Below are 23,821 nucleotides of genomic sequence, written 5' to 3'. Positions count from 1 at the left end.
GCATTCAGGTCTGGCAGTGGTGCCGCAGACATGGCAGAACCCTGCCATGACCTGTGATTATGCCCTTCGCCTGACCAGCCACGCGCCTGAAGACACCGCCGCCATTGCCGCGCGACTGGGCGCTGGGCTTGGGGCAGGCGATGTGGTGTTGCTGTCCGGCCCTGTGGGGGCAGGCAAAAGCCTGTTTGCCCGCGCGCTGATACAGGCGCGGCTTGCTGAGCTGGGCCGCTATGAAGATGTGCCATCCCCCAGTTTCACATTGGTGCAAACCTATGATCTGGACAGGGTCGAGATTTGGCATGCAGACCTCTACCGGCTGGCAGACCCGCATGATGCGCTGGAACTGGGGCTTGATCAGGCGTTCGAGGATGCGATCTGCCTTGTCGAATGGCCCGAACGCCTTGGCGCGTTCTGCCCCGCCTCGGGGCTGCATGTGACGCTGGAACCCGCAGCGGATGAGGACACCCGCAGCCTGCGTTTCAGCGCGACTGACCCGCGCTGGGGGGACGTGCTGCGCATGCTGGCAGATGCGCCAACCCGCCCCGCCTGACCGACCCGCCCCGCCTGACAGGAGTGGCCATGTTCCAAGACGACCCTCGCCCTGCCCATCTGTTCGCGCTGCCTTCTGGCGTGGATTTTCCGCAAGCCCTTGCCGCAGGGCTGAACCAGCGGCTGGCCCCCCTGCCACCAGAGGCCCGCGCCCGCGTTACACTGCTGGTGAATTCCGCCCGCATGCGCACCCGCGTGCGCGATGCGTTTGTGGCCCAGGGGCCGGGGCTTTTGCCACGCATCCGCCTGATTACTGCGCCTTTGCTGTTTGAAGGGGCAAGCCTTTTGCCGCCGCCCATGCCGCCCTTGCGCAGGCGGCTGGAGCTGGCGCAACTGATCGACAAATTGCTGCGCAGCGCCCCCGATCTGGCCCCGCGCAGCGCGATCTATGATCTGGCCGACAGTCTGGCGCGGCTATTTGCCGAAATGCAGGCCGAAGGTGTGCCGGCACAAGCGCTGCGCGATCTGGATGTCAGCCGCCATTCCGGCCATTGGGCGCGCAGTCTGTCCTTTATCACCTTGGCCGAACAGGTGGTGCAATCGGACGCCCCCGATGCCGAAGGGCGCATCCGCGCGCAGGCAGAGGCGCTGATTGCGCGCTGGCAGGCCCACCCGCCCGCAGACCCTGTTATCATCGCAGGCTCGACAGGGTCGCGCGGGACAACCGCGCTTTTGATGCAAGCCGTGGCGCAACTGCCGCAAGGCGCGGTTGTGCTGCCGGGGTTCGATTTCGACATGTCGGCGGCCACTTGGGCCGAACTGTCCAGCGGGGCCGCGCCTGAGGATCACCCGCAATACCGTTTCCTTGCCTTGTGCGACGCGCTGAACCTGCCGCCTGCTCAGGTGCGCGCATGGCATGACACGCCCGCGCCAGCACCCGCGCGCAATCGCCTTGTGTCGCTGGCGCTGCGCCCCGCACCTGTCACCGATCAATGGATGCAGGACGGGCCACAGCTTCAGGGTATCGCCGAAGGCTGCGCAGGCATGACCCTGATCGAGGCGCCCTCGCCACGGATGGAAGCGCAAGCCATCGCCCTTCGCCTGCGCCATGCGGCACAAGCTGGCCAGCGCGCGGCCCTCATTACCCCTGACCGCGACCTGACACGGCAGGTCAGTGCGGCGCTGGATTACTGGCGCATCACGCCAGATGACAGCGCAGGCCGCCCGCTGGCCATGTCAGCGCCGGGCCGGTTCCTGCGCCATGTTGCTGCGCTGATGCGCAACAAGCTGGACGGGCAGGCGCTGCTGACCCTGCTCAAGCACCCGCTGACCCATAGCGCGGGCGAACGGGGCGCGCATTTGCTGCATACGCGCGATCTGGAATTGCGTATCCGGCGCAAGAATGTGGCCTTTCCTGATGCCGATTTCCTGCGCGGCTTCGGGGCCTATGCCAAATGTCCCGATTGGGCCGAGTGGCTGATTACCACGCTGCCCCCCATGCCTGACCCCGCCGCCAAGCCCTTGTCCGACCATGTCACCGCCCATCTGGCACTGGCCGAGGCGCTGGCCGGTGGCCCGCAGGGGGGTACGGGCGAATTGTGGCGCGCAGCGGCGGGCGAGCAGGCGCACCGCGCCATGCATGATCTGGCGCGCGAGGCCAGCCATGGCGGCGCGCTGAACCCCGCCGATTACGACGCCTTCATCACCAGCTATCTGCAAGGCTTCGAGGTGCGCGAACCCGTCACCGCCCATCCCGGCATCATGATCTGGGGCACGCTGGAGGCGCGCGTTCAAGGGGCTGATCTGGTCATTCTGGCGGGGCTGAACGAAGGGGTCTGGCCCAAAGCGCCCGACCCAGACCCGTGGCTGAACCGGCGCATGCGTGCCGATGCGGGCTTGCTGCTGCCCGAACGCCAGATCGGCCTTGCGGCGCATGATTTCCAACAGGCCATCGCCGTGCGCGAAGTCATCCTAAGCCGCGCCGTGCGCAATTCCGAGGCGCAAACCGTGCCTTCGCGCTGGCTGAACCGCTTGACCAACCTGCTGGACGGGCTGCCGGATGAGGGGAAAGCGGCGCTGAAAGGCATGCGCGCACGCGGTCAGGCATGGCTGGACATGGCGCAGGCTTTTGACACCGATTTCCGCACCATCCCGCCCGATATGCGGCGCGCCCCGCGCCCCGCGCCTGCGCCCCCTGTCAGCGCCCGCCCGCGCCAGTTGCCGGTCACGGCCATCAACCGGCTGATCCGCGACCCGTACGAGACATACGCGAAATATGTGCTTGGCTTGCGCAAGCTGAACCCGCTGCACCCCTCGCCCGATGCGCTGTTGCGTGGGACAGTGCTGCATAAGGTGCTGGAGGATTTCACCCGCGCCGAACTGGAATCCGACCCGTTTGCGCAGCTGATGCGCATGGCAGAACAGGTGTTGGCGCGCGAAGTCCCTTGGCCTGCTGCGCGCCTTTTTTGGCAGGCGCGCATGACGCGCGCGGCAGATGCGTTTTTGCAATTTCATCTGGCCCAACCGGGCCGCGTACTGATGCTGGAAGAAGGCGGCGCGCTGGCGCTGAATGACCCCGCCTTCACCCTGACCGCCAAGCCCGACCGGATCGATGAATGGCCCGATGGGCGCATTCACATTATCGACTACAAGACAGGGCAGGCCCCCACAAAGAAGATGCAGGAACATTTCGACAAGCAACTTCTGCTGCAAGCGATGATGGCCGATGCAGGCGCGTTTCAGGCATTGGGCCTGCGCGAGGTGGCGCAGATCACCTATCTGGGCCTTGGGTCCAGCCCCAAACCTGAAATGACCGAGATCACACCCCAGATGATTGAACAGACACGTGCGCAGTTTGAAAAACTGATCCGCGCCTATCTCTCGCCTGACAAGGGCTTTCCCGCGCGGCGGATGCTGCTGCATGAACGCGACGTGTCGGATTATGACCATCTGTCGCGCTTTGGCGAATGGGTGATGCAGGACGCGCCTGTGGTTGTGCCGGTGGGGGATAAAGATGCAGTTTGATGAAGCAACCCTTGCGCAAAACCGCGCGTCCAGCCCTGTGGACTCGACATGGCTTTCGGCCAATGCAGGGTCGGGCAAAACCAAGGTTCTGACCGACCGTGTCGCGCGCTTGCTGCTGCGCGGGGTAGAGCCGCAGCGGATTTTATGCCTGACCTATACCAAAGCCGCCGCATCCGAGATGCAAAACCGCCTGTTCGGGCTGCTGGGCAAATGGGCCATGCTGCCAGAGGAGGAGTTGCGCGCAGCCCTTGGCCGCATAGACGAGGCTGCGGGCGACAGTCTGGCCGATGCCCGCCGCCTGTTCGCCCGCGCGATCGAAGCCCCCGGCGGGCTGAAAATCCAGACGATCCATTCCTTTTGTGCCGCGCTGCTGCGCCGCTTTCCGCTGGAAGCGGGCCTGTCGCCTGCGTTCACGGAAATGGACGACCGGTCCGCCCATGCGCTGCGTGCCGAGATATTGGACATGCTGGCCGAAGGATCGGGGCGCGCGGCCTTGGCGGAACTGGCGGCGGTGTTCACGGGCGCGGAACTGGATGATCTGCTGCGCGAGCTGTGCAGCAATGCGCGCGGGTTTGATGGCGATGTGCCAGAGGCCGCCTTGCGCCAATCGCTGGACCTGCCGCCCGCTTATGACAGCGCGCATCTGCTGGGCGAGGTGTTTTTGGGCAGCGAAGCCGCGTTGATGGATGATATTCTGCCTTTGCTCGATATGGGCAGCACGAATGACACCAAAGCCGCCGCGCAACTGCGCCAGATCACCTTTGGCACGCCCGATCTGGCCACGCTGCAAGCGCTGGAAGGGGTGTTCCTGTTCAAAAGCGGGGCCAAGGCCTTTCAGGCCAAGATCGACAGCTTCCCCACCAAGGCCACGCGCATCGCATTGGGCGCGCTGATCGACCCGCTGAACCACCTAATGGCACGGGTTGAGGGCGCGCGCACCCGCCGCCTTGGGCTGGCGGCCTATACGCGCGCTATCGCGCTGCATCGTTTTGCGCGGGTTTTCCTGCCTGCCTATGCACAGGCCAAAGCGGCGCGCGCATGGCTGGATTTCGATGATCTGATTGCCCGCGCAGGCCAGTTGCTGACAGACCCATCGGTGGCGCAATGGGTGCTGTTCAAGCTTGACGGCGGGGTAGATCATATTCTGGTGGACGAGGCGCAGGACACCTCGCCCGGTCAGTGGCATGTGGTCGAACAACTGGCGCAGGAATTCACCGCAGGCATGGGCGCGCGCGATGCCAGCCGCACCTTGTTCGTGGTGGGCGACAAGAAACAGTCGATCTATTCTTTCCAAGGGGCCGATCTGGCGGTGTTCGACCAGATGCAGGCGCAGTTCCGCGACAAGCTGGCCCATGTCGATCTGCGCCTGAATGAAGCGCTGTTGGCGCATTCCTTCCGATCCTCGGACGCGGTTTTGCGCACGGTCGATGCCACGTTCCGCCCGCCGCGCGATGCGGGCCTTGGCGGGCCGCCCCAGCATATTGCCTTCAATACCAGCCTGCCCGGGCGCGTGGACCTGTGGCCCGTGATCGAGCGGCCGGATACGCCTGAAAAGCCCGATTGGTTCGACCCTGTCGATGTGCTGCCCGAAGAGCACCACCACCGCCAGCTTGCCCGCAAGATTGCGGGTGAATTGCGCGCGATGATCGACGCGCGCCTGCCCTTGCCGCATAAGGACGGGGCGCGCCCGATCTCGGAAGGGGATGTGCTGATCCTTGTGCGCCGCCGCAACGCGCTGTTTCACGAGATTATCGCCGCCTGCAAATCCGAAGGGCTGGAGATAGCAGGTGCAGACCGGCTGCGTCTGGGGGGCGAGATGGCCGTGCGCGACCTGACCGCACTTCTTGCCTTTCTGGCGACCCCCGAAGATGACCTGTCGCTGGCCGCCTGCCTGCGCGCGCCGCTGTTTGGCTGGTCCGAAGATGCGCTGTTCCGGTTGGCGCAGGGGCGCGGGGGGGCGCATCTGTGGGCGCGGCTGCGCGAAAGCGGTGATGCCGCCACGCTGGATGTGCTGAACGATATGCGCCGCCACACCGATTTTTTGCGCCCCTATGACCTGATCGAGCGGATGCTGACCCGCCATGAGGGCCGCCGCCGCCTGATTGCCCGTCTGGGGAGTGAGGCCGAAGACGGGATCGATGCCTTTCTGGCGCAGGCGCTGGCCTATGAACGGCTGGAAACCCCCAGCCTGACAGGCTTTCTGGCATGGCTGGAACATGGCGATGTGCAGATCAAGCGCGAACTTGATGGCGCGGGCGGGCGGTTGCGCGTGATGACGGTGCATGGCGCGAAAGGACTGGAAGCGCCTGTCGTCATCCTGCCCGATACGGCCGATTACACACCTGTCGAGCGGCGCCAGATCTATGACATGGGCGGGGCACTGGGCTGGCGAGGGGCCAAGGATGACACGCCCCCCGCGCTGCAAGCGGCGATTGACGGGGCCGGTGATCTGCGCGCGCAAGAAGATGCGCGCCTTCTCTATGTGGCGATGACGCGGGCGGAAAGCTGGCTGATCGTGGCGGGCGCGGGAACTGCGAAATCACCCGATTGCTGGTATAACCGCATTGCCGAAGGGTTGGGCCATGTGGGGGCCGTGGCCCATGACTTCCCGACTGGCGCGGGGCTGCGCCACCAGCATCTGAACTGGCCGCTTGCCGCGACCATGATGGGCGATTTGCCTGATGCTCAGACCCCCGCTTTGCCGCAGCTTTTGTGGGACCGCGCGGAACACCCCGCAACCGGCCCGCGCGTGCTGACCCCCTCACACCTTGGCGGGGCCAAGGCGCTGCCCGGCGAGGCGGGCGAGACAAGTGATCTGGCACTGGCACGCGGCGCGCAACTGCATCTGCTGCTGGAACATCTGCCGCTTTGGCCGCGCGAGACGTTGGATAAGGCCGCGCGCGATCTGCTGGCCAGCACCGAAGAGGGCGCGCCCGCTGATCTGGCCGCCCTTGTGGCGGAAGCTGTGCATGTGCTGGAGACCCCCGCCAATGCGGCCCTGTTTGCGCCCGGAACCTTGGCCGAGGTTGAAATCACCGCCGAACTTGGCGGCCAGCCCCTATTCGGGGTGATTGATCGGCTGGTCGTGGCCGAGGATCATATTCTGGCGGTGGATTACAAGTCCAACCGCCTTGTGCCAGCTTGCGCGGATGCGGTGCCAGAGGGGCTGTTGCGGCAAATGGGCGCGTATCGACAAGCCCTTTCCCAAGTGTTTTCAGGCCGCGAGATCCGCGTGGCGCTGCTATGGACCGCCGATGGCGCGCTGATGGACCTGCCCGCCGCGCTGGTCGATGCGGCACTTGCGCGGGCAATGCTTGAATCCGGCGCGCGCGAGGCATAGTTAGAGCGGGAACATAAACCCAGATTGGAGGGGCCAATGCCCACAGTAGCTGTCACCGATTCCACCTTTGATGCCGAAGTACGCCAGTCCGACATTCCGGTTGTCGTGGATTTCTGGGCCGAATGGTGCGGCCCGTGCAAGCAGATCGGCCCCGCATTGGAAGAACTGGCCGCCGAATATGATGGCCGCGTCAAGATCGCCAAGGTGAATGTGGACGAGAACCCGAACACCGCAGCCTCGATGGGTATTCGCGGTATTCCGGCGCTGTTCCTGTTCAAGGACGGGCAGGTTGTGTCCAACAAGACAGGTGCGGCCCCCAAATCGGCCCTGCAAAGCTGGATCGACAGCGCAGTGTAAGCCTGACAGGGCGCGGCTGATGCCGCGCCCGATATCCCTGCGGGGGTGCATGCGGAAAGCTGCGCCTCCGGCGGGAGTATTTTCAGCAAGAAAATGAGGGCGCGATGAGCGAATTTCCCGGGTGGCATGGCACGACCATCGTGGCAGTGCGGCGTGGTGGTGAAGTTGTGGTGGCAGGGGATGGTCAGGTCAGCCTTGGCCAGACGGTCATAAAAGGCTCTGCCCGCAAGGTGCGCCGCCTCTCGCCCGGCGGGTATGATGTGGTGGCGGGCTTTGCAGGCTCGACCGCCGATGCGTTTACCCTGTTGGAGCGGCTGGAGGCGAAGCTGGAAGCGACACCGGGCCAGTTGGCGCGCGCAAGCGTCGAATTGGCGAAGGACTGGCGCACGGATAAATACCTGCAAAAGCTGGAAGCGATGCTGATTGTCAGTGACGGGCGCGACATGTTCGTGATCACCGGCGCGGGCGATGTGCTGGAGCCGGAACATGATGTCGCCGCCATCGGGTCTGGCGGGAATTTCGCGCTGGCCGCCGCGCGCGGGCTGATGGCGACCGAGATGAGCGCCGAGGATGTGGCGCGACGCGCGATGGCGATTGCGGCGGATATCTGCGTTTATACCAATGGCAAGCTGACAGTGGAAAAGATCAGCGCTTGAGTTGCGCATCCATCCATGCGCGCAAGACGGCGTTCATGCGCGTCTGATAGCCCGCGCCTTGGGATTTGAAGAATTCCAGAACATCGGGATCGACGCGCAGCGAGATCGCTTTCTTGGGTTCGGGCGTGACCAGTTCGGCGCGCGTCCAGTCGAGTTCGAACTCGTCATCGTCCCGTTCAGGCTCCAGCCCAAGCGCTTCAGCGCGCCGCAACGCGTCCCAATCAGTGCGGGATTCCATTTTCCTGATCTCGTCGAGTGTATAGCGTTTGATAGAGGTTTCGCTCATGTCTCCGCGCCCTCCGGGCTGTGATGATGCGGGTGGTGTCCCCGCGGATGGTGAAAAATACGGCCACCATGATTCCGTTCCAGTCCGCGATTGCGGCGAAGCGGTCTTCGGCGTCGCTGCGTGCGGGGATGATCAGGTGATCTGCCGCAAAAATCGATATGACATCGAGGAAGTCGAGGCCGTGTTTTTCAAGCGTCTTGAGCCGTTTTGTTTCGTCCCACGTGAACAGTCGTGTCATCTGACGCTCTTGAAAAGTACACTATGACATTTTCATTCAGCCTTTTGGTTTCCTCTCGAAGAAGCTTGTAGTGTATATACACTTCGTCTCCACAAAATGCAACCCCTTCAATTCCGCCCGCCAAGCCTATATCTCTGCGACAACCACGAAAAGGATGCCCCATGACCGACCTGACCCCGCGCGAGATTGTAAGCGAGCTTGACCGTTTCATCATCGGCCAGAAGGACGCCAAGCGCGCGGTCGCGGTGGCCTTGCGCAACCGCTGGCGGCGCAAGCAACTGCCTGCCGATTTGCAGGAAGAGGTGTATCCAAAGAACATTCTGATGATTGGCCCCACAGGGGTGGGCAAGACCGAGATCAGCCGGCGTCTGGCGAAGCTGGCGCGTGCGCCGTTTCTGAAGGTGGAAGCCACGAAATTCACAGAAGTGGGCTATGTGGGCCGCGATGTGGAACAGATCATCCGCGATCTGGTGGACAGTTCTATCGTTATGACCCGCGCGCAGATGCGCGAGGATGTGAAGGCCCGCGCACAAGCCGCTGCCGAGAACCGCGTGATTGATGCGATCGCAGGCGAGGGCGCGCGCGAGGGCACGCGCGAGATGTTCCGGCGCAAATTGCTGGCGGGCGAATTGGACGATACCGAGATCGAGATCGAGATTGCGGATAATTCCAACCCCATGGGGGCCATGTTCGACATGCCGGGCCAGCAAGGCGGGCAGATGATGAACTTGGGCGAATTGTTCGGCAAGGCGATGGGCGGGCGCAAGACGCGCAAGAAAATCACTGTCTCTGAAAGCCATGAATTGCTGGTGGCCGAAGAGGCTGACAAGCTGCTGGATGATGAGGCCGTCAAGGCCGCAGCACTAGAGGCGGTGGAGCAGAACGGCATCGTGTTTCTGGACGAGATCGACAAGGTTTGCGCCCGCTCTGACGTGCGGGGTGGCGATGTCAGCCGCGAAGGGGTGCAGCGCGATTTGCTGCCGCTGATTGAGGGCACGACCGTCAGCACCAAGCATGGGCCGGTCAAGACCGATCATATTCTGTTCATAGCCTCTGGTGCGTTCCATATTGCCAAACCGTCTGACCTGTTGCCCGAATTGCAGGGCCGTTTGCCGATCCGGGTGGAGTTGCGTGCCCTGACCGAGGGCGATTTCGTGCGCATCCTGACCGAGACGGACAATGCGCTGACACGGCAATATACCGCGCTGATGGGCACCGAGGGGCTGGATGTCAGCTTCTCGGATGAAGGGATCGCGGCATTGGCCAAGATCGCCGCCGATGTGAACCAGTCGGTCGAGAATATCGGCGCGCGCAGGCTGTATACAGTGATGGAGCGGGTGTTCGAGGAATTGTCCTTTCACGCGCCGGACCGCAGCGGCGAGCAGGTTGTGGTGGATGCCGCCTATGTCGAAAAGAATCTGGGCGATCTGTCCCGCTCTGCCGATCTGAGCCGCTACGTCTTGTAAAGAGGTGACAGCACTGGACGCGCGCAGTTCTTTTCTTATATAACTGGTCAGGTATAGCGCGGCACTGGTCTGCGCCCAATTATGCGGAAAGGCTGCGCATGAGCACACAACAGAATGAAGGCGATCTGCTGATCAAGCCCTCGAGCACGGATCACCCGCTTTACGAGCCGTTGGTAGAGGCGTGCAAGACCGTCTATGACCCTGAAATTCCGGTCAATATCTTTGATCTGGGGTTGATCTATACGATCACGGTGGCGGATGAAGGCAAGGTGGGTGTGATCATGACGCTGACCGCGCCCGGCTGCCCTGTCGCGGGCGAGATGCCGGGCTGGGTGTCGGATGCCATGAGTGCGGTGCCCGGTGTGCAGTCGGTCGATGTGGAAATGACCTTTGACCCGCAATGGGGCATGGACATGATGTCCGACGAAGCGCGGCTGGAACTGGGTTTCATGTAATGGATGGCGGCGTGTCTGAACGCGACAAGATGCTGGCTGGCGCGCCCTATGATCCGGGCGCGGCGGAACTGGTCGCACTCAGACGCAAGGCGCAAAGCCTGATGCGCGCCTATAACCAGACGATTGACGGGGATGGCGCGCGCGCTGATCTGATGCCAGCGCTTCTGGGCACATGGAACGGGGCCACGATTCGCGCGCCGTTTCATGTGGATTACGGCCAGCATATCCATTTCGGGCCAGAGTGCTTTGTCAATTTCAACTGCGTGATCCTTGATGTGTGCGAAGTGCGGATCGGGGCGCGCACGCAGATCGGGCCGAATGTGCAGATATTGACGGCAGATCACCCGCGTGACGCTGCCCGCCGTGCGGTGGCCGAAGAATGGGGCCGTCCCATTGCCATCGGGGCTGATGTCTGGATCGGGGGCGGGGCGATCATTCTGCCCGGCGTGACCATTGGTGATGGCGCGATCATTGGCGCGGGCGCAGTGGTCACGCGCAACGTGCCTGCGGGCATGACAGTCGTGGGCAATCCTGCCCGCATGCTGCCAAAGACCGACGGACAAGGATAAGACAATGTTTGGAATACCCGGAAAATCCCCTGTGACGCTGACGCCCGCTGCCGTGCGCCAGATCCGCCGCCTGATGGAGCGTGAGGGGGCCAAGGGGCTGCGCGTGGGTGTCAAGAAAGGCGGCTGCGCGGGCATGGAATATACCATGGAAACCGCGCAGGATGTGCAGGAGCATGAGGAGCTGGTCGAGCAAGAGGGCGCATGCGTCATCATTGCACCCATGGCGCAGATGTTCCTGTTCGGCACCGAGATTGATTACGAGATTGGCCTGATTGAAAGTGCCTTCAAATTCCGCAACCCCAATGTGACCGAAGCCTGTGGTTGCGGCGAGTCGATCAAGTTTGACGATGTCGAGACATTGACCGCCCGCATGGGCCAAGCCAAGGCCAGCGGCTGATTGCATCGCGCGCGCAGGCGGCGTATCTCTGAGTGAAAGGAGATTTCACCATGTCGCATGCTTGCAAACTTGCCGCCGGAAACTGGAAAATGAACGGCCTGAGCGCCGATCTGGAACAGGCGCGCGCCTTGGCCGCGGCTTTCCCGGACCCGAAATGCGGCATTTTGCTGTGTCCGCCTGCAACGCTTATCTCTGCAATGGCCGAAGCGGTTTCAGGCAGTGCCGTGATGGTGGGCGGGCAGGACTGCCACGCGCAAGTTGCGGGTGCGCATACGGGCGATATTTCCGCGCATATGCTGGCCGATGCAGGGGCGCGGCAGGTTATTCTGGGCCATTCCGAACGCCGCGCGGACCATGCCGAGACTTCTGCGCAAGTGGCGGCCAAAGCCGCCGCCGCCCATGCCGCTGGACTGGTTGCCATCATCTGCGTGGGCGAGACAGAGGCCGAACGCGACGCGGGCCAGACGCTGGAAATCGTGCTGTCACAACTGGCGCACTCACTGCCGGATGGGGCGAATTCGGCGAATACTGTTATTGCCTATGAACCTGTCTGGGCCATTGGAACGGGCCGCACGCCCACTCTGGACCAGATTGCCGAAGTGCATGATGCCTTGCGCGCCAAACTGCCGGATGCGGCAATGTCTTTGCTCTATGGCGGGTCGGTCAAGCCCGGCAATGCCGCCGAGATTTTCGCCATTGCCAATGTTGATGGCGCGCTGGTTGGGGGCGCATCGCTGAAAGCGGAAGATTTCGGGGCCATCATCGCCGCGCTGGAAGGGGCATAGCCCCTGCTATATGCGGTAGCGCATGTTCGGGGTCACAATCGCGGCAAATACCACCCCCGCGACGAACCCCCCCAGATGCGCTTCCCATGCCAGAAGCCCCGACAGCGCCAGCCACAAGACAGCATTCAGCACCACCAGCCCTAACAGGAATTGCCACAGGGGCCGCATGGGGCTTCCCAGGTGCTGGCGCATTTGCCATTCCCAGAATTTCCATGCCCCGATCAGGCCAAACACAGCCCCGGACGCACCAACCATGGGTGCTTCGCTGTTGGACAGCAGCGCAAACCCGACGGCCCCGCCGATGGCGGTGACCAGATATAGCAGCAAAAAGCCCTTCTGCCCGATCCGCGCAACAACAATGCCACCCAGCGCCAGAACCGCGACCATATTGCCGATCAGGTGCAGCAACCCGCCATGCAGCAGGGCGTAGGTTACGAACATCAACTCGCGCTGCAACGGATATAGCGCCTCCCATCCGCCCAGAAGGCCGTTCCAGAATGCGCCATGCAGCACCAGCCAGCGCCGCAATCCAAGCCCGCCCAACCCGCCAGCTTCCGCCAGCGTCAGAACCACTTCGGCAAGGCAGGTCAGCCCCACCAGCCAGATCACGGCAGGTGCGTTGACACGTGTTGGCAATGTGATGTTGCGTGGCCCCATAAAGGCGGCTTTGACACTCTCATCAATCCGATGCAAGTCTTTCGGGTCGTCGCGGCGCTGGCTATCATGTCGAAAGACGAGTTTCATAAGCTGCACGCCGTCCTTTCATCCCACAAAGCTGCGCATATCTCGGGCGACAAGCCAGAGTCTGAACTGCCGCGCAAAGCTGATCCGATGGAATTATGGTAAACGGATTCGATCCCCAGTTCATTAAAAACGTCAAAAAATTGACGTAAAATTGCCTAAGTTCCTTGGGTTTTGGTTATGGAATCGGGACAAAGGCGCGCGCTGGGTGTTTTGTTGCGGGATAGGAACAAATCAAATCCCAAGCGCTGTAGAGACTCACAGCGCGCCCGAATGGACGCGCTGTGTCAAATAGCTTTCGCGCGCCTTGGTCCTTGCGGTTGGCCAGCGCGGCGCGTGGCCGTTACCAATGCCCTGTGCTGTCCATGCTGGACCAGGGTTCTTGCGGGGGCAGGGGGTCGCCTGCCTGCAACAACTCGATCGAGATATTATCGGGCGAGCGGACAAAAGCCATGCGCCCATCGCGCGGGGGGCGGTTGATGGTAACGCCCGCTGCCTGCAATTGCGCGCATTTGGCGTAAATATCTTCTACCGCATAGGCCAGATGCCCGAAATGGCGGCTGTCGGATGGCAGGCCGTCATCGCCATCCCAGTTATACGTCAGCTCGACCGGGCATTCCGGCTGCTCTGGCGGGGCCATGAAAACCAGTGTGAACCGGCCCCCCTCATTGTCATATCGGCGCGTTTCGGTCAGGCCCAAAAGCTTGTAGAACGCGATTGACGCCTCCAGATCCTTGACCCGTACCATTGTGTGCAGATAGCGCATGCAACTTCTCCTTATGTTATGGGAAAGATAACAGGCCACAGGCGCGGTGCAATGGGGGTTTTAGAATCAACCCCATCCGGCATATGCTGCGCCCACATCATCTGGTAGGTATGGCGGGCAATGAAACAGTATCTGGACGGGTTGCAACATATTCTGGATCACGGCGTGCCGTCGGATGACCGCACCGGCACCGGCACCCTGTCCGTGTTCGGCTTGCAGATGCGCTATGATCTGGCAGATGGCTTCCCGCTGGTCACCACCAAACGGGTGCATCTGAAATCCATTATCCATGAATTGCTGTGGTTCCTGTCAGGCGATACCAATATCCGGTATCTGCAAGAAAACGGCGTCTCGATCTGGAATGAATGGGCTGATGAGGCGGGCGATCTTGGCCCAGTTTATGGCCGCCAATGGCGCGACTTTGGCGGGGTTGACCAGATTTCAGAACTGGTGCGCCAGATCACCGACAGCCCCGACAGCCGCCGGATGATCGTGTCTGCGTGGAACCCGCCCGACGTGCCCAATATGGCGCTGCCGCCCTGCCATACGTTGTGGCAGGTGCGCGTTTTGGGCGGCAAGCTGCATCTACAACTCTATCAGCGCTCTGCCGATATGTTCCTTGGGGTGCCGTTCAACATTGCCTCTTACGCGCTGTTGCAGATGATGCTGGCCAAGGTGACAGGGCTGGTGCCGGGCACATTCGTGCATACGATGGGCGATGCACATATCTATTCCAACCATATGGAGCAGGTGCGCACCCAGCTTGCCCGCAGCCCCAAGCCGCTGCCGCAGATGCAGATCCTGCGCGATGTCGAAAGCATTTTCGATTTCCGCTATGAGGATTTCCGCATCGAGGGGTATGACCCCGACCCCGCCATAAAAGCCCCGGTCGCGGTGTAGCGCCATGATGACCCTGATCGTTGCGCGCGCGCGCCATTCGGCCATAGGCAAAGACAACTCCATTCCATGGCACGCCCCAGAGGATCTGGCCGCGTTCCAGCGCGAAACCTTGGGGGGCGCGGTGATTATGGGGCGCAACACATGGGACAGCCTGCCCAAGCGGCCCTTGCCACGGCGGTTGAACATTGTCGTCACCTCGCGCCCTGCGGATGCAGGGGCCGACGCCTTGTTCCTGCCTTTGGACCGCGCAGTAGAGGGGGCGCGCGCAGCCGGCTATCTGCGCCATTACGCCATTGGCGGCGCAGGTATTTACCGCTCCTTTCTGCCCGTTGCTGACCGGCTGCTGATCACCGAGGTCGATCTGGACGTGCCCGATGCCGACACGTTCTTTCCGGATTTCGACGCCAGCCAGTGGCGGCTGAATGCCAAATTGCCACTGCGGCAGGACGCGCCGCGCTGTGTCATTCACGAATTTCTGCGCAACTGACCGGCTACTGATTGCAGCCCTGACGCTGAATGCCTAAGTCTTGTACGAGACAACAGGAAAGGACAGTTTCAATGCAGATTCAGGTCAATACAGATAATACGATTGCAGGACGCGAAGATGTCGTGCGCTTTGTCGAAGGGGTGCTGGAGTCCAAATTGGGGGCGGTGTCCTCTGCGATCACGCGGATTGAGGTGCATCTGCAAGACCAGAATGCCGATAAAAGCGGCCCCGACGACAAGCGCTGCATGGTTGAAGCGCGTCTTGAAGGGCGACAGCCCGTAACGGCCACCAATACCGCAGACAACATTCAGTCTGCCGTCACAGGGGCCGTGGACAAAATGCGCAACATTCTGGACAGCGAGTTGGGCAAACAGCGCGCGCGCCGCTAAGCTTTGGACATCCGGCAAAGCTTTGTTGCCGATGCGCAACAGAGCTTTGCCACAGCACCTTCACAGGTATCTGGTGGCTGGGGCAGGGTGTGCCCATATATCTGGGTATTTGACTTTCCCGGCACAGCGCTGAGGCGTGAACTATCTCACAAAGATCGCGGTTGGGTTGTGCAGCTGGAAGCCGTCGCAGGCCCAGACAGGGCGCTAACTAAAGAAGATTGTAAAATCTTAAGGAGTTATGTAATCTCCTTAGTGTAAAAATTGGCTTTTAAGTAACAAAACACTGCGACCCGCCGAAAAGAGTGGGCGCAGAACATAGGCAGAGGCAAAAATCGGGCTGGTCAACCGACCATCGCCGACCATGGGTGCAACATGCGCGATTTCCCCGCATGCACGATTTAACATGGTTCGCAGCTCTTTGGGCAGGTCATGAAAGAATTTAAGACATCGTTCCATTTTCCTATGCTGGCATGCTTCCCTCTGGGAATTGCGCGCAAATTGGCGCCGTCCTGTGCGGCGGTGCTGGCGATGCTGGTTTTGTCCGCCTGTCAGATGGCATCTCCGGGGGGCAGCGCCAGCCCGACAGAACTGGCAGAGGCGCTGAACGAGTATCGCGTCGTGCCTGCCGCGCGCGCCTATATCAACGTGCCCAATGCGCTTGTCGTCATGGAGCGCGACTTGGGCAGCGCAACCGAGCAGCGCGTCACCTTGCCAAACGCAACCGCGCTGTCAGGGGAAAACACCATTTTGCTGCGCGCGCAATCGGGCCGCAGCGCAAATAACACGCGTCTGGTTTTGCAAGAGGTGCTGGCGCAATTTGGCGGCGCACCTGTGCCGTTTTCCAACATTACCGACAGCGCGCTGACCGCGCGTTCCGACACCTATGGCGATATGACCTATACAGTCGCACGCCCGGGGGGCGACGTTACCTGTGTGCTGGCCATCAGGCGTGCGCATACGGGCGGGCGTGCCCTGCCGCGCGGGGCTTCGGCATTGGATATGATGATGCGCAACTGCGTCTCTGGCTCGGTCGAGCAAGCCTTGGCACCGCTTGGGCCGACAGCGTTCGGCCTTGGTATGCCACGGGCGGGGCTATAAAATGGTGGGTTCCGCATGAGTTTGTTAATTGCGAATCGTAAGCTTAGGCTGACCGAGATTGCATTGGTGCTGATGTGGGTTGCGCTGGTGGTGCCGCTTGCGATCCTTGCCAGTGTTCCCACCTCGACCGCGGTTCAGGGGGCTTTGGGGGTGTTTGCTGTGCTGGCGGTGGCCGCGCTGAAGCCCTTCACATCCAGCAAGATCGTCGCGCGGTTTTTGTTGCTGGCCATCGCCAGTGCAGTGGTCATGCGTTATTGGTTCTGGCGGGTCACAGAAACCCTGCCGCCCATGGATATGCCCATCTCATTCGGTATCGCAGTGGCGCTGTTCATTGTTGAAACCTATGCGATTTTTGTGTTTTTCATCAGCTCTTTCATTACTGCCGATCCGATCAACCGCGCGCTTCCCCCCAAGGTTGCAGCGGCCAATCTGCCGACAGTCGATATTCTGGTTCCCAGCTATAACGAACCGACCGAGATGCTGGCCGTCACCTTGTCTGCGGCCAAGAACATGCATTACCCGGCCCAGAAACGCACTGTTGTGTTGTGCGATGATGGCGGCACCGACCAGCGCTGCAACCACGAAGACCCCGAGATTGCGCGCATCGCGCGCCAGCGGCGCGCCGATTTGCAGGAACTCTGCGCCGAGTTGGGCATTGTCTATTCCACCCGCCCCAAGAATGAACACGCCAAGGCCGGCAACATGTCGGCGGCGCTGGAGCGTCTGAATGGCGATCTGGTCGTGGTGTTTGATGCAGACCATGTGCCCAGCCGCGATTTTCTGGCGCGCACTGTCGGGTATTTTGTCGAAGACCCGAAATTGTTTCTGGTGCAGACACCGCATTTCTTCCTTAACCCCGATCCGGTTGAACGCAATATCGGCCTGCGCTCTGACTGCCCGCCAGAGAATGAGATGTTCTACCATCTGGGCCATCGCGGGCTGGACCGCTGGGGCGGCGCGTTCTTTTGTGGCTCTGCATCTGTGCTTCGGCGCGCGGCGTTGGATGATGTGGGCGGATTCGCAGGCGACACAATCACGGAAGATGCCGAAACCGCGCTGGAAATCCATTCACGCGGCTGGAAAAGCCTGTATGTCGATCACGCCATGATTGCGGGTTTGCAGCCTGAAACCTTTGTCAGTTTCATCCAGCAGCGCGGGCGCTGGGCGGCAGGGATGATGCAGCTATTGATGCTGAAAAACCCCTTGCGCCGCAAAGGCATGAGCCTGACGCAGCGGCTATGCTATCTGAACTCGATGACGTTCTGGCTGTTTCCGCTGGTGCGGATGACCTTCATCCTGGCCCCGTTGGCCTATCTGTTCTTTGGTCTGCAAATCTTTGTCGCCACCATTCAGGAAGTGCTGGTCTATATGGGCGCCTATATGGCGATCAGTTTCATGGTGCAGAACGCGCTTTATGCGCGTGTCAGATGGCCGCTTTTGTCTGAAATCTACGAGACTGCGCAGGCCCCTTATCTGTCCGGCGTGGTGGTCAAGACCCTGTTCAAGCCACGCGGTGCCAAATTCAACGTGACCGCCAAGGATGAAGTGCTGGAAGAAGATTTCATCTCGCCCTTGTTCAAGCCTTTGCTGGTGCTGTGGATGATTGCGGGGCTTGGCGTTTTGGCGGCGGCTGTGCGCTGGGTTCTGTTTCCGGGGGATCACAACATCCTGTCGATTGTCGGGGGCTGGGCGATTTTCAATTTCGTGATCCTGTCCGCATCGTTGCGCGCCATTGCCGAGCGCCAGCAGCGTCGCGGCGTGCCAAGGGTTGAGATGCACGCCCCTGCGGTGGCGGCCTTTGGCCGCGATGGAAAATTCAGCTTTGCCGCAGCCACAGTGGTCGATTCCTCGACCAGCGGGGCCGGGATCAGGCTTGTTGCGGGGCCAGATACCGATCTGGGCGAAATGGCGGCAATCAAGCCGGGCTATGTCATGTATTTCACGCCGGAATTTCCGAAATCCCCACATCTGGAGAATGCGATTCGGGTGCAGGTCAAGAATGTAGAGCGCACCAATTCTGGCCTTGTTCTGGGCGTGCGCTATGACCCCGAGCAGCCCATGTTTGTGCGCGAAACGATTGCCCATCTGATTTTCGGTGACAGTGCCGTGTGGGAGGCAATACGCGCCAGCAAAAACAAGCCGATGCCCTTGCTGAAAGGGATGGGTTATATCGTCACTCTGGCATTTTCTTCCGTATATCACACGATGAGCGCACTTGTTGCAGAACCGGCGCGGCGGCGTGCTGCGATGGAACGCGCCCGACTGGGCGAGATCGAGGCGGCGCAACCGGCGCATATGCTGGCTTTTGGCGAGGCATTTGACCCTGAAATCACGAATCCCGGCTTTGACCCTGAAACCGGCGTCAGGGGGCAGGCTGTCATGCCGGGCGGCAGTGTCGGGTACAGGCATATGCAAACCCTTGCGCGCGGGCTGGAGCAGCAACCATGACCGCCCCCGCACAGCACCCCCGTGTGATACCCGCCATCCGCCATGTTGCGCGGGTGGTTCCGGCGCTTTTGCTTGCCTATGGGTTGGGTGTGTCTCCGCTGCTGGCACAAAGCGACGACGGGGGGCTGATCGTCATGCCGCAGATCGAGGGGCTTGGACTGTCGCAGGGGCAGGGCATGCCCGATATCAGCGTCAGAGCGGACCCCGCACGCCGCCATGCGGGCGCAGATGAAGACGTGCTGCGCCGCCCCGATGAAAGCTGGGTATCTGCCCTGCGCTTGACCGATCTGCATTATCCCGTCCAAAACGGGACCGCGCGCATCACCGGCGAGCGGGAATGGGTGAATTTCGATGTCTACGCCCTTGCGAATGACACCGAAGAGGTGGTGCAGATCGCAACCATCGCAGGAATAAACAACCTGCCCGAACGCTCGCGCATGCGCGTCAGCGTGAACGGGCAGGAATTGGGCACCCGTAATCTGACCCATATCGAGCAGGTCGGCATAGATGATTTTCTTGTTCCTGCGGGTGTCTTGCGCACAGGCCGCAACCAAGTGCAGATCGAGTTGCGCCAGCAACACCGGATATTTTGCGGGCCAGAGGCGTCTTATGATCTGTGGACCGATATCGATCTGTCACGCAGTGGCCTTGTGATCCGCAACACCTCTGACAGTGGCAGGCTGACGGGGCTTGACGGGTTCATGATGGCGCTTGCGGCCCAGTCATCTGGCGGTCGGGCAGTTTCAATCCGCGGGCTAGACGCGCTGGGCAGCGAGGCTGCGATCTGGCGTGATTTTCTGGTTGGGACGTTCAATCAGGCACTGGCTGGCATGCCATTGGTTTTCGATTTCACCAGCTACTGGACCACGCAAGCGGACACGCGCGAGCATGCGCGCATAACCATACTTCCGGCGGCAGAAAGCCGTGTCAGGTTTGTAATCGCAGGGGATGGCGCTGTGGTCATGGTGCTGGAAGTGGCGCAGGCCACCGACCCGCAGCAACTGTTGTCAGGCATCAACGCCGTCTCGGTACAGGACCACGACAAGCGCCCGCCGCTGATTTTGCCTGAAATGGATGTTCCATTTTCCAGTTTCGGCGTTGAAAGCGAAAACTTCTCGCAACGCTATGCCCTGCGCAATCACGCATTCCGCCTGCCTGATGACTGGCTGGTTCTGACTGCGGCCAAGGCGCGGATATATCTTGATTACGCCTATGCAACCAATCTGCCCGCAGGGTCTATGCTGCTGTTGCAGATCAACGGGACAACGGTACGCCTGTTGCCCTTGCGCGGCGAAGGCGGGGCGCCGATTACGCGCTTTCCCATAGATTTCGAAGCACGGCTGATGCATCCGGGAACAAATGTTCTGGGGTTCGAGCTGTTTGTTCCGGGCGATCCGCCCACCCTGCCTTGCGCTGCGAATGATGCGCCCGTGTTGCACATCTCTGACAGCTCGACCCTGCATGTGCCCTATAGCCCGTCTATGTCTATCCCTGATATGGACCTTGCCTTTGCCGCGCTCTCCCCCGACAGCCTGCGCCTGAATGACATGAGCGGGCGCGCCTATTCGCAGATGGATATTCTTACCCTCAAGGCCGCGCTGGCGCGTACGCGCGCCGCGATCCGCCCCTCGATATTGCATCTGATTTCGCTGGACGATCTCGGCTCGATCCCGACAGGGCATTACGCCGCAGACCGCCGCTTGCTGGAAGATGCGGTTTTGCTGCCGCCCCCAACAGATGCGCTGGTGCCCCAGCCCGGCATGGACCGGCTGGATGACCCTTTCCTTCAGCGCCGGGTCGAGCAGCGCAGCATGTCGTTGGCGTTCAGCGCGGGCTGGGATGCCGTTATGGAGCGCGGCAGATGGATGTTCGAGCGGGTGTTTCCAAGCAGCGGTGACCAGTTGAACCGCTGGCTGGCCGAACAGCGCGGGCAGGCGGTCTTGTTCCAGCTTGACGCAACCCGCCCCGATGAAATCTGGATGCTGCGCGGGCCAGACAGTGACATGCATGCCATTGCGCATGCTGTGGCGCGCGCGCGCGTCAATGGCGGGGGGCCGCGCGGACAGGTCACTGTCCTGACCCGCGACGGAAACTGGGAAAGCTGGCTTGCCCCTGACCGCAGACCCGCCCTGCTTGAACCATGGTCGCGCGAGAATTTTCGCGCCGCAATGGGCAATATCGTCTCTGCCCGCCCTATTTTCTACACAATTCTGATGCTTGGTCTGGCAATCATTTCTGCTGTTGTCGCTTTGCGGCTGGTCATCTCGACGAGGGAGCACAAGATATGAACCGACGCCGTTTTCTGGCATCTGGCGCAACCTTCGGGGCCGCGCTTGCAGCGGGGCACGCCCCTGCGCTTGGGCAGGCCCGGATCGCGCAACAGGCCCGCCCTGTCTGGGACAGTTGGATGGCGGCATATCTCAGGTCTGATGGCCGTGTAGTCGATACTTTGCAGCAGGAAGCCAGCCACTCTGAGGGGCAGGGCTATGGCATGCTTGCCGCCACCATGTTCGAGGATGAGGCCGCCTTTCGCCTGATGTATCGCTGGACCGAACAACAGCTTGCCCTGCGCCCTGATGCCTTGCTGGCATGGCGGTGGTTGCCCGGACAGGCCAATGCCGTGCCGGACCGCAACAATGCCTCGGATGGGGATTTGTTTTATGCATGGGCCTTGGTGCGCGCAGCGGCACGTTTCAACGACCGCAGCTACCTGACCCGCGCGGCCGAGATTGCGCAAGCGCTTGCCTCCAGCTGTATTGTTCCAATGCCCGGTGCCTCGGACAAGCTGGTGTTTCTGCCTGCCGCATTCGGGTTCCGGCATGACACCCATATGTCGGTGAACCCGTCCTATTACATGCCGTTGGCCATGCGCGATGTGGCCGCAGCCACGGGCGTCAGCGCGCTGGCTGCCTGCGCGCAGCATGGCGAGGTGCTGTTGGAAGAAATTGCCCGCGACGGGCTGGTTCCGGATTGGGTGGACATCTCCGAGCGCGGCGTCACTGTGTCAGAGGCACTGTCCCAGAATGCCGGGTATGAGGCCATGCGCGTGCCATTGTTCCTGATCTGGTCGCGCTTGCAGCAGCATATGGCCGTGCGGCGCATGGCCTCGGTCTATGAGCGCAGCCTGCAGCCGGGACGAGAGGCCCCAACAGTGGTAGAGCCGCTGTCGGGGGTGGTGCTCGAAACCAGCGCCGACCCCGGATATCAGGCGCTTGCAGGCTTGGTTGTCTGTTCTGCCGGACAAGGTCTGGGCGCGCTGATCCCGCCGTTTTCGGCGGATCAACCCTATTATCCCGCCACTTTGCAACTTTTCACAATGTTTGCCGCGACCGAGACGATGCCGGAATGTGTACCGCTATGACACGATACGTCCCTTTTGCCCGAACCTTGCCGCTGACTGCGCTGCTTATGGTGCTGGGGGCTGGCCCTGTGCTGGCCCAAACCGCCAGTTTCGATGATTTGCGCGCTCTGCGCTATTATATGCAACAAAATGATAGCGCCTCGACGCAGGCGGAATTGCGCCGGCTGCGCATCGCTTTTCCAGACTGGCAGCCCCCGTCCGACCTGAATGATGTGATGGCCCCGCCGCCCGCATTGGCCAATGTCGATGAGGGCGCGATCTGGCGCCAGATCGAACGGCGCGACTATGCCGCAGCCCGCCAGTTGATCGAACAGGGACGCCAGCGCGGGGTAGGCTGGACACCGCCCGCCGACATGCTGCGCGTGCTGGAAACCAACGCGGCGCAAGATGATTTTGAAACAGCCGTGCGCGCGCGCAACGCGGGCGGGGCCATCGACATTGTCCGCCGCACGCCCAGCCTGCTGAGTTGCGAGCGGATCAACAACGCATGGCTGCTGGCAGAGATGTATGTTCTGGCAGACCAGAAAAGCGCAGCGCTTGCAACCTATCGCAACACGCTGCAATCGTGCCAGGGCTATACGCAGATGCAACCCACGCTGGAGAAATCCAGCGCTATCGCCACCAGTGCCGAATTGCGCGAGTTGTTTGGCGTGGCGCGGCAGTTCAATCCGGGCGCGAAACCACAGCTTGACCAGTTGGAAGCGCGCCTCCTGGGCGCATCCGCCCCTGCGCCTGCGCCTGCCCCTGTGGCGCAAGCCGCCGCAGCCCCACAGCCGCGAAATCTGGCCGCTGCCGCACCCGCCGTTCCAGCCGCACCCGTTGCCGCACAACCTGCGGTCAGTCAGGGCGCGTTGCCTTTGCGCGGCGACACCCGGCTTGCCCAAGTGCGCCGCTTCAAGGAGCAGGAACAATTCGCAAGCTGTCTTGCCGCCTCGACTGCGCCGCGTTCGCTCGAGGTGCTGTATGAACGCTCTTGGTGTGCCTATAGCCATGATCGCCCGACCGAGGCGCTGGTCGGATTTCAGGCCGCCGCGCGGGCGGGCGACGCACTTGGCCCCAATGTGCGCCGCGATGCCCATTTCGGGCTGGCGCTGTCCTATCTGTCGATGAACATGACCGAACAGGCCGCGCAGACCGCCGCGCAAGTGCGCTTGTCAGACACCCAGCACCGTGAACTAGAAACCATCGTGCTGGATCAGCGCGGGGTGCGTGCCTTCCGCTCTGGCGATTTCCGGCAGGCCATCGGGCAGTTCAACGCGCTTGAAACCCTGACAGGCGGGTTGCGCCGCGATCTTGCGATTCTGCGGGCCTATGCCTATCTGAACTCTGGCCAGCGACAGCAGGCCCGCAACGAGTTTGAACGCCTGCATTCCCAACTTGCCACCGCCGAAACGCGCGAAGGCATCAACGCCTCTCGCGGGCCATAAGCCAGTATCCCGCATGCCCGACTGACTTGGGGCGGATCGGATTTATTCCCATATTATCAAACACAAGACGCGCGCTCCGAAGGCGCGCGTCTTGTTGCGTTATCGCATAGCACACGGCCTGCTATCGAATGACAGGCGCGCG

At 61.6% G+C, this 23,821-nt stretch carries 22 protein-coding genes; 18 read left to right on the top strand and 4 right to left on the bottom strand.

What is annotated here, in order from left to right; genetic code table 11:
* Nucleotides 1–46 precede the first annotated feature (46 nt).
* From tsaE to hslV, 5 genes are all read left to right on the top strand, one after another.
* Nucleotides 47–550 carry a tRNA (adenosine(37)-N6)-threonylcarbamoyltransferase complex ATPase subunit type 1 TsaE gene (tsaE, locus tag BG455_RS02415; protein ID WP_071468375.1) on the top strand — a complete coding sequence of 168 codons (504 nt, stop codon included), beginning with the start codon at nucleotides 47–49 and terminating at the stop codon, nucleotides 548–550.
* Between the two features lie 29 nt (nucleotides 551–579).
* The gene (locus tag BG455_RS02410; protein ID WP_071468374.1) at nucleotides 580–3,513 is read left to right on the top strand and encodes a PD-(D/E)XK nuclease family protein; all 2,934 of its coding nucleotides are present in this window, start codon (nucleotides 580–582) and stop codon (nucleotides 3,511–3,513) included.
* The gene (gene addA / locus BG455_RS02405) at nucleotides 3,503–6,853 is read left to right on the top strand and encodes a double-strand break repair helicase AddA (RefSeq protein WP_071468373.1); all 3,351 of its coding nucleotides are present in this window, start codon (nucleotides 3,503–3,505) and stop codon (nucleotides 6,851–6,853) included. Before BG455_RS02410 ends, addA begins: the two co-directional genes overlap by 11 nt.
* Before the next feature lie 36 nt (nucleotides 6,854–6,889).
* Nucleotides 6,890–7,210 carry a thioredoxin gene (gene trxA / locus BG455_RS02400; RefSeq protein ID WP_071468372.1) on the top strand — a complete coding sequence of 107 codons (321 nt, stop codon included), beginning with the start codon at nucleotides 6,890–6,892 and terminating at the stop codon, nucleotides 7,208–7,210.
* Between the two features lie 104 nt (nucleotides 7,211–7,314).
* Nucleotides 7,315–7,866, top strand: coding sequence for an ATP-dependent protease subunit HslV (hslV, locus tag BG455_RS02395; protein ID WP_071468371.1), 552 nt, complete (start codon nucleotides 7,315–7,317; stop codon nucleotides 7,864–7,866).
* On the opposite strand, the gene BG455_RS02390 is transcribed toward hslV, so the two are convergent.
* Together BG455_RS02390 and BG455_RS02385 are read right to left on the bottom strand one after the other, a co-directional pair.
* Nucleotides 7,856–8,104 carry a BrnA antitoxin family protein gene (locus tag BG455_RS02390; RefSeq protein WP_211307058.1) on the bottom strand — a complete coding sequence of 83 codons (249 nt, stop codon included), beginning with the start codon at nucleotides 8,102–8,104 and terminating at the stop codon, nucleotides 7,856–7,858. The genes hslV and BG455_RS02390 overlap by 11 nt on opposite strands.
* Nucleotides 8,088–8,390 (bottom strand): BrnT family toxin, encoded by a 303-nt coding sequence (locus tag BG455_RS02385; RefSeq protein ID WP_071468369.1) that lies wholly within the window; start codon nucleotides 8,388–8,390, stop codon nucleotides 8,088–8,090. The genes BG455_RS02390 and BG455_RS02385 overlap by 17 nt, the downstream gene beginning before the upstream one ends.
* Before the next feature lie 161 nt (nucleotides 8,391–8,551).
* On the opposite strand from BG455_RS02385, the gene hslU reads away from it, so the two are divergent.
* From hslU to tpiA, 5 genes are all read left to right on the top strand, one after another.
* Entirely contained in the window at nucleotides 8,552–9,856 is a 1,305-nt protein-coding gene (gene hslU / locus BG455_RS02380; protein ID WP_071468368.1) for an ATP-dependent protease ATPase subunit HslU, read from the top strand.
* A gap of 98 nt (nucleotides 9,857–9,954) precedes the next feature.
* Nucleotides 9,955–10,311: an SUF system Fe-S cluster assembly protein gene (locus tag BG455_RS02375; RefSeq protein ID WP_071468367.1), complete on the top strand. Its 357-nt coding sequence runs from the start codon at nucleotides 9,955–9,957 to the stop codon at nucleotides 10,309–10,311.
* A gap of 29 nt (nucleotides 10,312–10,340) precedes the next feature.
* A complete protein-coding gene (locus BG455_RS02370; protein ID WP_084386103.1) occupies nucleotides 10,341–10,880 on the top strand; it encodes a sugar O-acetyltransferase in 540 nt (179 codons plus the stop codon).
* Nucleotides 10,881–10,884: 4 nt separating this feature from the next.
* Nucleotides 10,885–11,277 (top strand): HesB/IscA family protein, encoded by a 393-nt coding sequence (locus tag BG455_RS02365; RefSeq protein WP_071468365.1) that lies wholly within the window; start codon nucleotides 10,885–10,887, stop codon nucleotides 11,275–11,277.
* A gap of 50 nt (nucleotides 11,278–11,327) precedes the next feature.
* Nucleotides 11,328–12,062, top strand: a complete 735-nt coding sequence (tpiA, locus tag BG455_RS02360; RefSeq protein WP_071468364.1) for a triose-phosphate isomerase — start codon at nucleotides 11,328–11,330, stop codon at nucleotides 12,060–12,062.
* Between the two features lie 6 nt (nucleotides 12,063–12,068).
* On the opposite strand, the gene BG455_RS02355 is transcribed toward tpiA, so the two are convergent.
* Both BG455_RS02355 and BG455_RS02350 read right to left on the bottom strand, forming a co-directional pair.
* On the bottom strand, nucleotides 12,069–12,806 hold the full coding sequence (locus BG455_RS02355) for a rhomboid family intramembrane serine protease (protein WP_084386094.1): 738 nt from the start codon (nucleotides 12,804–12,806) through the stop codon (nucleotides 12,069–12,071).
* A gap of 340 nt (nucleotides 12,807–13,146) precedes the next feature.
* On the bottom strand, nucleotides 13,147–13,569 hold the full coding sequence (locus tag BG455_RS02350; protein WP_071468362.1) for a VOC family protein: 423 nt from the start codon (nucleotides 13,567–13,569) through the stop codon (nucleotides 13,147–13,149).
* A gap of 120 nt (nucleotides 13,570–13,689) precedes the next feature.
* On the opposite strand from BG455_RS02350, the gene BG455_RS02345 reads away from it, so the two are divergent.
* From BG455_RS02345 to BG455_RS02310, 8 genes are all read left to right on the top strand, one after another.
* Nucleotides 13,690–14,469: a thymidylate synthase gene (locus BG455_RS02345; RefSeq protein WP_071468361.1), complete on the top strand. Its 780-nt coding sequence runs from the start codon at nucleotides 13,690–13,692 to the stop codon at nucleotides 14,467–14,469.
* 4 nt (nucleotides 14,470–14,473) lie between these two features.
* Entirely contained in the window at nucleotides 14,474–14,956 is a 483-nt protein-coding gene (locus tag BG455_RS02340; RefSeq protein ID WP_071468360.1) for a dihydrofolate reductase, read from the top strand.
* Between the two features lie 71 nt (nucleotides 14,957–15,027).
* Entirely contained in the window at nucleotides 15,028–15,345 is a 318-nt protein-coding gene (locus BG455_RS02335; protein ID WP_071468359.1) for an HPF/RaiA family ribosome-associated protein, read from the top strand.
* 429 nt (nucleotides 15,346–15,774) lie between these two features.
* Nucleotides 15,775–16,443, top strand: a complete 669-nt coding sequence (locus BG455_RS02330; protein WP_143079865.1) for a cellulose biosynthesis protein BcsN — start codon at nucleotides 15,775–15,777, stop codon at nucleotides 16,441–16,443.
* 15 nt (nucleotides 16,444–16,458) lie between these two features.
* Nucleotides 16,459–18,891: a UDP-forming cellulose synthase catalytic subunit gene (gene bcsA, locus BG455_RS02325; RefSeq protein WP_071468357.1), complete on the top strand. Its 2,433-nt coding sequence runs from the start codon at nucleotides 16,459–16,461 to the stop codon at nucleotides 18,889–18,891.
* Nucleotides 18,888–21,179, top strand: a complete 2,292-nt coding sequence (locus tag BG455_RS02320) for a cellulose biosynthesis cyclic di-GMP-binding regulatory protein BcsB (RefSeq protein ID WP_071468356.1) — start codon at nucleotides 18,888–18,890, stop codon at nucleotides 21,177–21,179. Before bcsA ends, BG455_RS02320 begins: the two co-directional genes overlap by 4 nt.
* Nucleotides 21,176–22,252, top strand: coding sequence for a family 8 glycosyl hydrolase (locus BG455_RS02315; RefSeq protein WP_071468355.1), 1,077 nt, complete (start codon nucleotides 21,176–21,178; stop codon nucleotides 22,250–22,252). Before BG455_RS02320 ends, BG455_RS02315 begins: the two co-directional genes overlap by 4 nt.
* Entirely contained in the window at nucleotides 22,249–23,679 is a 1,431-nt protein-coding gene (locus BG455_RS02310) for a hypothetical protein (RefSeq protein WP_071468354.1), read from the top strand. The genes BG455_RS02315 and BG455_RS02310 overlap by 4 nt, the downstream gene beginning before the upstream one ends.
* The last annotated feature ends 142 nt before the right edge of the window (nucleotides 23,680–23,821 follow it).

Origin of the sequence: Roseinatronobacter thiooxidans (assembly GCF_001870675.1) — a bacterium.
GTDB classification, from domain to species: domain Bacteria; phylum Pseudomonadota; class Alphaproteobacteria; order Rhodobacterales; family Rhodobacteraceae; genus Roseinatronobacter; species Roseinatronobacter thiooxidans.
The sequence above is the reverse complement of the archived record's forward strand: the minus strand, read 5'-3'. Positions and strand labels throughout refer to the sequence as shown.

What these genes read in the sequence shown, in the direction of transcription:
- tsaE (WP_071468375.1), top strand. Translation starts at nt 47, where the DNA reads ATGACCTGTGATTATGCCCTTCGCCTGACCAGCCACGCGCCTGAAGAC.
- BG455_RS02410 (WP_071468374.1), top strand. Translation starts at nt 580, where the DNA reads ATGTTCCAAGACGACCCTCGCCCTGCCCATCTGTTCGCGCTGCCTTCT.
- addA (WP_071468373.1), top strand. Translation starts at nt 3,503, where the DNA reads ATGCAGTTTGATGAAGCAACCCTTGCGCAAAACCGCGCGTCCAGCCCT.
- trxA (WP_071468372.1), top strand. Translation starts at nt 6,890, where the DNA reads ATGCCCACAGTAGCTGTCACCGATTCCACCTTTGATGCCGAAGTACGC.
- hslV (WP_071468371.1), top strand. Translation starts at nt 7,315, where the DNA reads ATGAGCGAATTTCCCGGGTGGCATGGCACGACCATCGTGGCAGTGCGG.
- BG455_RS02390 (WP_211307058.1), bottom strand. Translation starts at nt 8,104, where the DNA reads ATGGAATCCCGCACTGATTGGGACGCGTTGCGGCGCGCTGAAGCGCTT.
- BG455_RS02385 (WP_071468369.1), bottom strand. Translation starts at nt 8,390, where the DNA reads ATGACACGACTGTTCACGTGGGACGAAACAAAACGGCTCAAGACGCTT.
- hslU (WP_071468368.1), top strand. Translation starts at nt 8,552, where the DNA reads ATGACCGACCTGACCCCGCGCGAGATTGTAAGCGAGCTTGACCGTTTC.
- BG455_RS02375 (WP_071468367.1), top strand. Translation starts at nt 9,955, where the DNA reads ATGAGCACACAACAGAATGAAGGCGATCTGCTGATCAAGCCCTCGAGC.
- BG455_RS02370 (WP_084386103.1), top strand. Translation starts at nt 10,341, where the DNA reads ATGCTGGCTGGCGCGCCCTATGATCCGGGCGCGGCGGAACTGGTCGCA.
- BG455_RS02365 (WP_071468365.1), top strand. Translation starts at nt 10,885, where the DNA reads ATGTTTGGAATACCCGGAAAATCCCCTGTGACGCTGACGCCCGCTGCC.
- tpiA (WP_071468364.1), top strand. Translation starts at nt 11,328, where the DNA reads ATGTCGCATGCTTGCAAACTTGCCGCCGGAAACTGGAAAATGAACGGC.
- BG455_RS02355 (WP_084386094.1), bottom strand. Translation starts at nt 12,806, where the DNA reads ATGAAACTCGTCTTTCGACATGATAGCCAGCGCCGCGACGACCCGAAA.
- BG455_RS02350 (WP_071468362.1), bottom strand. Translation starts at nt 13,569, where the DNA reads ATGCGCTATCTGCACACAATGGTACGGGTCAAGGATCTGGAGGCGTCA.
- BG455_RS02345 (WP_071468361.1), top strand. Translation starts at nt 13,690, where the DNA reads ATGAAACAGTATCTGGACGGGTTGCAACATATTCTGGATCACGGCGTG.
- BG455_RS02340 (WP_071468360.1), top strand. Translation starts at nt 14,474, where the DNA reads ATGATGACCCTGATCGTTGCGCGCGCGCGCCATTCGGCCATAGGCAAA.
- BG455_RS02335 (WP_071468359.1), top strand. Translation starts at nt 15,028, where the DNA reads ATGCAGATTCAGGTCAATACAGATAATACGATTGCAGGACGCGAAGAT.
- BG455_RS02330 (WP_143079865.1), top strand. Translation starts at nt 15,775, where the DNA reads ATGAAAGAATTTAAGACATCGTTCCATTTTCCTATGCTGGCATGCTTC.
- bcsA (WP_071468357.1), top strand. Translation starts at nt 16,459, where the DNA reads ATGAGTTTGTTAATTGCGAATCGTAAGCTTAGGCTGACCGAGATTGCA.
- BG455_RS02320 (WP_071468356.1), top strand. Translation starts at nt 18,888, where the DNA reads ATGACCGCCCCCGCACAGCACCCCCGTGTGATACCCGCCATCCGCCAT.
- BG455_RS02315 (WP_071468355.1), top strand. Translation starts at nt 21,176, where the DNA reads ATGAACCGACGCCGTTTTCTGGCATCTGGCGCAACCTTCGGGGCCGCG.
- BG455_RS02310 (WP_071468354.1), top strand. Translation starts at nt 22,249, where the DNA reads ATGACACGATACGTCCCTTTTGCCCGAACCTTGCCGCTGACTGCGCTG.